Origin of the sequence: Bradyrhizobium sp. AUGA SZCCT0160, assembly GCF_018130105.1 — a bacterium.
Classification (GTDB): Bacteria; Pseudomonadota; Alphaproteobacteria; order Rhizobiales; family Xanthobacteraceae; genus Bradyrhizobium.
The window spans coordinates 438,358-444,615 of sequence record NZ_JAFCMD010000003.1 but is presented as its reverse complement, the minus strand read 5'-3'; the positions used below and the strand labels follow the sequence as shown (position 1 = coordinate 444,615).

Annotated in this window: 8 protein-coding genes; 6 read left to right on the top strand and 2 right to left on the bottom strand. The window is 62.6% G+C overall.

Annotation, left to right across the window (positions count from 1 at the left end; all coding sequences use genetic code 11):
* Positions 1–321 precede the first annotated feature (321 nt).
* Positions 322–1,545: a polyhydroxyalkanoate depolymerase gene (locus tag JQ558_RS08305; RefSeq protein WP_212293345.1), complete on the bottom strand. Its 1,224-nt coding sequence runs from the start codon at positions 1,543–1,545 to the stop codon at positions 322–324.
* Positions 1,546–1,732: 187 nt separating this feature from the next.
* Here JQ558_RS08305 and JQ558_RS08300 point away from each other — a divergent pair, with 187 nt between their 5' ends.
* From JQ558_RS08300 to JQ558_RS08290, 3 genes are all read left to right on the top strand, one after another.
* Entirely contained in the window at positions 1,733–2,386 is a 654-nt protein-coding gene (locus tag JQ558_RS08300) for a glutathione S-transferase family protein (RefSeq protein WP_212293327.1), read from the top strand.
* 312 nt (positions 2,387–2,698) lie between these two features.
* Positions 2,699–3,133 (top strand): cupin domain-containing protein, encoded by a 435-nt coding sequence (locus JQ558_RS08295; protein WP_212293326.1) that lies wholly within the window; start codon positions 2,699–2,701, stop codon positions 3,131–3,133.
* 17 nt (positions 3,134–3,150) lie between these two features.
* A complete protein-coding gene (locus tag JQ558_RS08290; RefSeq protein ID WP_212276857.1) occupies positions 3,151–3,288 on the top strand; it encodes a hypothetical protein in 138 nt (45 codons plus the stop codon).
* Between the two features lie 133 nt (positions 3,289–3,421).
* On the opposite strand, the gene JQ558_RS08285 is transcribed toward JQ558_RS08290, so the two are convergent.
* Entirely contained in the window at positions 3,422–3,640 is a 219-nt protein-coding gene (locus tag JQ558_RS08285; protein WP_212033914.1) for a hypothetical protein, read from the bottom strand.
* 184 nt (positions 3,641–3,824) lie between these two features.
* On the opposite strand from JQ558_RS08285, the gene JQ558_RS08280 reads away from it, so the two are divergent.
* The 3 genes from JQ558_RS08280 to JQ558_RS08270 all read left to right on the top strand — a co-directional run bounded on the left by JQ558_RS08280 (position 3,825) and on the right by JQ558_RS08270 (position 6,237).
* Entirely contained in the window at positions 3,825–4,175 is a 351-nt protein-coding gene (locus JQ558_RS08280) for a hypothetical protein (protein WP_409363378.1), read from the top strand.
* A 136-nt stretch (positions 4,176–4,311) separates the two neighbouring features.
* Positions 4,312–5,148, top strand: coding sequence for an AraC family transcriptional regulator (locus JQ558_RS08275; RefSeq protein ID WP_212293325.1), 837 nt, complete (start codon positions 4,312–4,314; stop codon positions 5,146–5,148).
* A gap of 162 nt (positions 5,149–5,310) precedes the next feature.
* On the top strand, positions 5,311–6,237 hold the full coding sequence (locus JQ558_RS08270; protein ID WP_212276855.1) for an SMP-30/gluconolactonase/LRE family protein: 927 nt from the start codon (positions 5,311–5,313) through the stop codon (positions 6,235–6,237).
* Positions 6,238–6,258 lie beyond the last annotated feature (21 nt).

The following is a 6,258-nucleotide window of genomic DNA, read 5'->3' as shown; positions in this document are numbered from 1 at the left end:
CCGCTGCCCTGTATGCTCGTGTGCAGCCTACTTAGTGCAAACCGCACACGGGACCGCGGGTGCAGCGCGCACCCGGTCTTCCCTGCGCCCTCTCAATGAGAGGGCAAGGAATTTCTAGCAAGCCTCGGGCGCAAGGCGTCGCGAGAATGCGGCCACATATTCAGTTGTCATCGCCCGGCCTTGACCGGGCGACCCAGTATTCCAGAGGCGCCGATGATAGAACCGAGAAGCCGCGGCGTACTGGATCCCCGCATCCGCGGGGATGACAGTGGTGCGTGGAGCAGCCGGGCTCACAACGACGCCAAGCCAAAGCCTGCCCCCTCACGAGTTCACATGAACAAAATCCCGCAGCAGCGGATAGATCTCGTTGTTCCAGCGTTTGCCGGAGAACACGCCGTAATGGCCGACGCCGGCCTGCATGTGATGGACGCGGCGATAGGCGCGCACGCCGGTGCAGAGATCTTGGGCGGCCAGCGTCTGGCCGATCGAGCAGATGTCGTCCTTCTCGCCTTCGACCGTCATCAGGCCCATGCGCTTGATCGCGGCCGGGTTCACCGGCTTGCCGCGATGCATCAGCTTGCCCAGCGGCAGCAGATGCTCCTGAAACACGTCGCGCACGGTCTCGATGTAAAATTCCGCGGGCAGGTCCATCACGGCGAAATATTCGTCGTAGAAGGTCTTGATGACTTCCGCCTTCTCCTTCTCGCCCTTGGCCAGATGCTGGGCAAGGTCGATGTGCTGCTTGATGTGGCGTTCGAGGTTCATCGAGACGAACGCCGTGAGCTGCACGAAGCCCGGATAGACCTGGCGGAACGCGCCCTTGCATTGAACGGGCACGTAGTTGATCAAATTCTCCTTGAACCATTTGATCGGTTTGCTCTTGGCGAAGTCATTGACCTTGGTCGGCTGGATGCGGGTGTCGATCGGCCCCGCCATCAGCGTCAGCGTCGCAGGCCGAGCCGGGTGATTTTGCTCCGACATCACGGCCGCCGCCGCCAGCGCCGAGACCGAGGGCTGGCAGATCGCCACCATGTGCGAGCGCGGGCCCATCTTGTCCAGGAAAGTGATCAGATGGTCGGTGTAATCCTCGAGGCCGAAGCGGCCGGCGCCCAGCGGGATGTCGCGCGGGTTGTGCCAGTCGGTGATGTAGACGTCGTGGTCCTGCAGCAAGGTCTTCACGGTGCCGCGCAGCAGCGTCGCGAAATGGCCGGACATCGGCGCCACCAGCAGCAACTTCGGTTGCTCCGGCGCGTGCTCCTTCTTGAACCGCAGCAGCGATCCGAACGGCGTGGCAAAGGCGACTTCCTCGGTTACCTCCAGTTCCTGATTGCCGACCATGACCTTGTCGATGCCATAGGCCGGGCGGGTGTAGGTCAGCGAGGTGCGCGAGATCAGTTCGAGCGCCGCAGCCAGCCGCCCGAACGCCTTGTCGGACACGCCTTGCGGCACGAGGTTGAGGTATTTCAGCGCCGCTCCGGCCCCGGTCCGCCACGGCGCCGTGAGGTCCATATGGTTCTGATAAGCTTGGTACATCAATGACATCATACGCATCCGCCCTTGCCCGATGATGCCATGCAATATCGAAGCCAAAGCGGAGCGAACCGCCCGAAAAACTGGCACGTGGCTTGCTGCGGAACGTGACCGGCGCAAGTGACCGGCGTAAGCTATCGGCGGCGCGCTGGTGCGGCCGGCTCAGCCTTGCGGAAGACGTTCAGGCGTGAGGGAAGGCCCTATGACGAAAACGACACTGACCATCAGCAGCAAGAACTATTCGTCCTGGTCGCTGCGCGGCTGGCTGCTCGCGAAATTCTCAGGTCTTCCCTTCGAAGAGGTCGTGACCGCACCTGACGACGCGTCGGCGCGGGCCGAAATCCTGCTGCTGTCGTCGTCGATCCTGGTGCCGTGCCTGCGGCACGAAGGCGCCACCGTCTGGGACACGCTGGCGATCGCCGAATATCTCAACGAGGTGATGCCGGACGCCGGCCTGCTGCCGGCGGACCGGGTGCGGCGGGCGCACTGCCGATCGATCTGCGGTGAAATCCATTCCGGCTTCACCACGCTGCGGGCCTCACTGCCGGTCAATCTCAAGGGCCATTTCCCGAACTTCAAGATCTGGTCGCGCGCACAGTCCGATATCGACCGCGTCTGCACCATCTGGCGCGAGTGCTTTGCCCAGTCCGGGGGGCCGTTCCTGTTCGGCGAACGCACCATGGCGGACGCGATGTACGCGCCGGTCGTGACCCGCTTCATGACCTATGACGTCAAGCTCGACCCGAAGCTTGCGGCCTACGCAAAAACCATCATGGCGATGCCCGAGATGGTCGAGTGGATCGAAGCCGCCAAGGCCGAGCCCGCCGACATCGAGGAGCTCGAGGTGGAATATTAGGCAGCGCGCGCCAGGCGCTGCCCGTTTGACGGGCTCAAGCTTCGGGCAGGGTTTGCTTAAAGCCGGTGCCATCGCGGTGTATCGCCGCTGACATCCGCGATGCAGCAACGCTGCGGCAGAAATCACCGGGCGCGGATTCCAGTCTCCCGTCAAGCGCTTCGGCCGGTCACTGGTGTGATCGCCGCAGTGCAACGCGACTGGCGCAGATTTCGCATAGCAGCATGCAGCCGTGAACGCGACGATGCGACGCTGCCGAAAATTTGGACGCCTTGCGTGATCGCGATCTCGCGAACGAGAACCGTGGAGGCTTCAATGAATCAGACTGCCGTCGTCAGCAAATTCTCCCACGTCAAACCCGGCGATACCGAGTTCGAAGGCGGGGGACTGCGCGACTTCTTCCTCTACCGCGACCTCGGCATCGCCGACGCCACCGGCGGCCAGGTGATCTGCCATCTGGTCAAGGCCAATCCCGATCTGCCGCCCGAAGAAGGCACCGGCTGGCACAAGCATCTGTGCGAATTCCAGATCGTGATCATGACCAAGGGCTGGGCACGCTTCATGTACGAGGACAAGTCGACGCTGGTGCAAGCCGGCGACGTCGTGCATCAGCGCCCGGGCATCACGCACTACCTCTACGACTACTCGGAAGACATGGAGTACCTGGAGATCGTCAGCCCGGCCGACTTCAAGACCGTCGATGTGGACCCGGCCGTCGATCACGTGCCGCCGCCGACACCCTGGAAGTGACCGCCAAGGAGATCGTCATGTCATCCCCGGAGGAATTAACCCTTGTCGTCGGCCGCTGGTTGCGGCCGATCGTGGCGGTGCTGCATGTGGTGCGCCGCATCACGTTCCAGCCGATATCTAGCCGTGAACAGGGGAGCACAGCCGCCAAGCAGTGATTCGGGCGCGATTCGTTCCGTCCGCGTTCCAAAACTTAAGAGCGGTTTCGGACAACGCGCGACATCGTCGCATTCTGACACAATGCGCCGCGCGCGGCTGCGCCTGCAACCGCCTAGCCCCGGAAAAAAACTGTCAAACCTGACTGCTGACCCGCGGCAGCCGCCAGCCGACCACGGTCGCCTCAAGAGCGCCACCGGTCCGCTCGTTGCGCCATTGGCCCTCGATCCAGCGGCAGGCGAACGGTAACTGATATGTGCCGCTGTGATCCTCGCAAAGCACCTCCACCGGCCGGTCCGGCGGCGGTTCCCCGTTGCCATCGAACTGTGCCAGCCGCTTCTCGCGCGTTGCCATATGTTCAATCTCCATTGCCGGGGCGTGCAAACCTGACGTTTGGGTTCCCCGGCGAAAGTCCATCCACACCCATAAAGGGGAAGCTCACCGCCTGAATGCGGTATCAGTGTGGTATCGCTGCAGCCTGCGGCCTGATACGAGCAAATTGATGTGATTGACCGAATGAAGTCTAAGTGAGGATTGGATGATCGCCCGGATTGCAACGACTGCTGCCGCCGTCGCAGCGCTGCTGATGCCATGCGCAAGCTACGCGCAGGATGTTCCCGGCATCGAGATCTGCACCGTCGAAAAAACCATGGAGCGGCGCACCTCCTGCCTGCAGAGCAATGTCGACTTCCTGCAAAAGACCATCAACAAGATGACGCAGGACAATCAGCAGAAGCTCGATGCCGCCAACCGGCAGATCGAGGCGCTGAAGGGAAGCGTCATCGCCTTGCAGAAGTTCGTGGACGATCTGCAGAAGAAAACCGCGGAAGAATTGAAGAAGAAGGCCGATGCGCCGGCGAAGGATGCGGCGCCGGCTGCGGCGAAGTAACGCCGTCATTCCGGGCGATGCGTAGCACACCCGCGGTTCCCCGCGACGCTATGGCGACCGCGAGAGCAACGCCGGTCAAATGCGGCGCGTTGCAAGCGTTCATGATGCGGCCGCTTCGACAAGAAAGCTGTCACCGATGAATCCAGCCCAGAAGGCGCTCTGGTACATCGAAAGTCATCTCGCCGGGCCGTTGACCCTCGACGAGATATCCGCGATCGCCGGCGTCTCGCGCTTCCATCTGGTGCGGGCGTTCGCGGCCGCGACCGGATATTCGGTCATGCGCTATGTGCGTGCGCGTCGCCTCAGCAATGCGGCGCGTGCGCTTGGCGCCGGCGCGCCTGACATTCTCAGCCTCGCGCTGGATGCGGATTACAGCTCTCACGAAGCCTTCACCCGCGCGTTCCGCGACCATTTCGGCATCACGCCTGAGATGGTTCGATCAGGAACGTGCCTCGATCGTCTCAAGCTTCAGGAGCCCATCGTCATGATTTCAACCGCGCTCGATCATCTCAAGCCCCCGCGTTTCGAGACCGGCAAGGCCTTGCTGGTCGCCGGTATCGGCGAACGCTGCACCCACGAAAACGAAGGCGCCTTCATTCCGAGCCTGTGGCAGCGTTTCAATCAGGCCATCGACAATGTCCCCGGCCGGGTCGGCAAGGTGGCCTATGGCGTCTGTTGCAACGCCGACGATGCTGGCAATTTCGACTATGTCGCCGCCGTCGAAGTGACCGATTTTTCCGACCTGCCGCGCGAATTCCAGCGGGTGCGGATTCCCGAACAGAAATACGCCGTGTTTACCCACGCCGAGCACATCTCGACCATTCGCCGTACCGTCAACACGATCTGGAATCACTGGCTGCCGGCGTCCGGCATGAAAGCCGCCGACGCGCCGAATTTCGAGCGCTATGACGAGAAGTTCGATCCCGCGACCGGCAATGGCGGACTGGAAATATGGATACCGGTTCGCGAGTAGGGGCAGACGCAATCTCCCGCAGGGCAGCCCTGCGTGTCCCAATGGCCTGCGGTTGCTTGGCAAGCGTGATCTGCTTTGCCATAACATGACGCAACGTCAGTGTTGCGCGTGCGGAAATGAGCTTGGAGTCCGCCTGCAGCCATAAAAAGCCGGGAGGATTTCATGGGAAATGTCCGCGTTCTCGCCACCGATCTGGAGTTTCCGGAAGGCCCGGTGGTCATGCCGGACGGATCGGTCGTGCTGGTCGAAATCCGCGGGAAACGGCTGACACGGATCTGGCCGGACGGCCGCAAGGAGGTGGTCGCGGAAGTCCCCGGTGGCCCCAATGGCGCAGCGCTTGGCCCCGATGGCAAAATGTATTTCTGCAACAATGGCGGCTTTAGCTGGATTCCGACGGGCAAGGTGATCATGCCGGGTCCGCAGCCCGATGACTATCTCGGTGGCTCGATCCAGCGCGTCGACCTGTCGAACGGCAAGGTCGAGACGGTGGTCGACAAATGCGGCGAGTATCCGCTGCGGGGCCCCAACGACCTCGTGTTCGACAAGCACGGCGGCCTGTGGTTCTCCGAACTCGGCAAGCGCCGGGCTCGCGACATGGATGTCGGCGGCGTCTACTACGTCAAACCCGGCATGAAGGAGATCGTCGAGATCGTGCACGGCGTACTGCCGGCCAACGGCATCGGGCTGTCGCCAGACGAAAACACTGTCTACATCGCCGAAACGCCGACCGCGCGGCTTTGGGCCTACGAACTTTCCGCGCCCGGCACGCTGAAGCCGCGCGAGCCGATCTATCGCGGTGAACGCGGCAAGCCGATCACAGGCCTCGGCGGCTACCAGATGTTCGACTCGCTCGCGGTCGAAGCCTCAGGCAATGTCTGCGTGGCGACGCTGATCTCGGGCTGCATCTCCGTGATCGCCCCCGACGGCACCCTGGTCGAGCAGGTGCCGACCGGCGACCGCATGACCACCAATATCGCCTTCGGCGGGCCCGACCTGAAGACCGCGTACATCACGCTGTCAGGCAAGGGCGAGCTGGTCGCGATGGACTGGCCGCGCCCCGGCCTGCCGCTGAATTTCTTGAATAAGTGACGATCGCGCAAAACGCGATCG

Excerpts from the sequence above, each read along its gene's own strand:
- JQ558_RS08305 (WP_212293345.1), bottom strand. The coding sequence starts at position 1,545 with ATGATGTCATTGATGTACCAAGCTTATCAGAACCATATGGACCTCACG.
- JQ558_RS08285 (WP_212033914.1), bottom strand. The coding sequence starts at position 3,640 with ATGGCAACGCGCGAGAAGCGGCTGGCACAGTTCGATGGCAACGGGGAA.
- JQ558_RS08270 (WP_212276855.1), top strand. The coding sequence starts at position 5,311 with ATGGGAAATGTCCGCGTTCTCGCCACCGATCTGGAGTTTCCGGAAGGC.
- JQ558_RS08275 (WP_212293325.1), top strand. The coding sequence starts at position 4,312 with ATGAATCCAGCCCAGAAGGCGCTCTGGTACATCGAAAGTCATCTCGCC.
- JQ558_RS08295 (WP_212293326.1), top strand. The coding sequence starts at position 2,699 with ATGAATCAGACTGCCGTCGTCAGCAAATTCTCCCACGTCAAACCCGGC.
- JQ558_RS08280 (WP_409363378.1), top strand. The coding sequence starts at position 3,825 with ATGATCGCCCGGATTGCAACGACTGCTGCCGCCGTCGCAGCGCTGCTG.
- JQ558_RS08290 (WP_212276857.1), top strand. The coding sequence starts at position 3,151 with ATGTCATCCCCGGAGGAATTAACCCTTGTCGTCGGCCGCTGGTTGCGG.
- JQ558_RS08300 (WP_212293327.1), top strand. The coding sequence starts at position 1,733 with ATGACGAAAACGACACTGACCATCAGCAGCAAGAACTATTCGTCCTGG.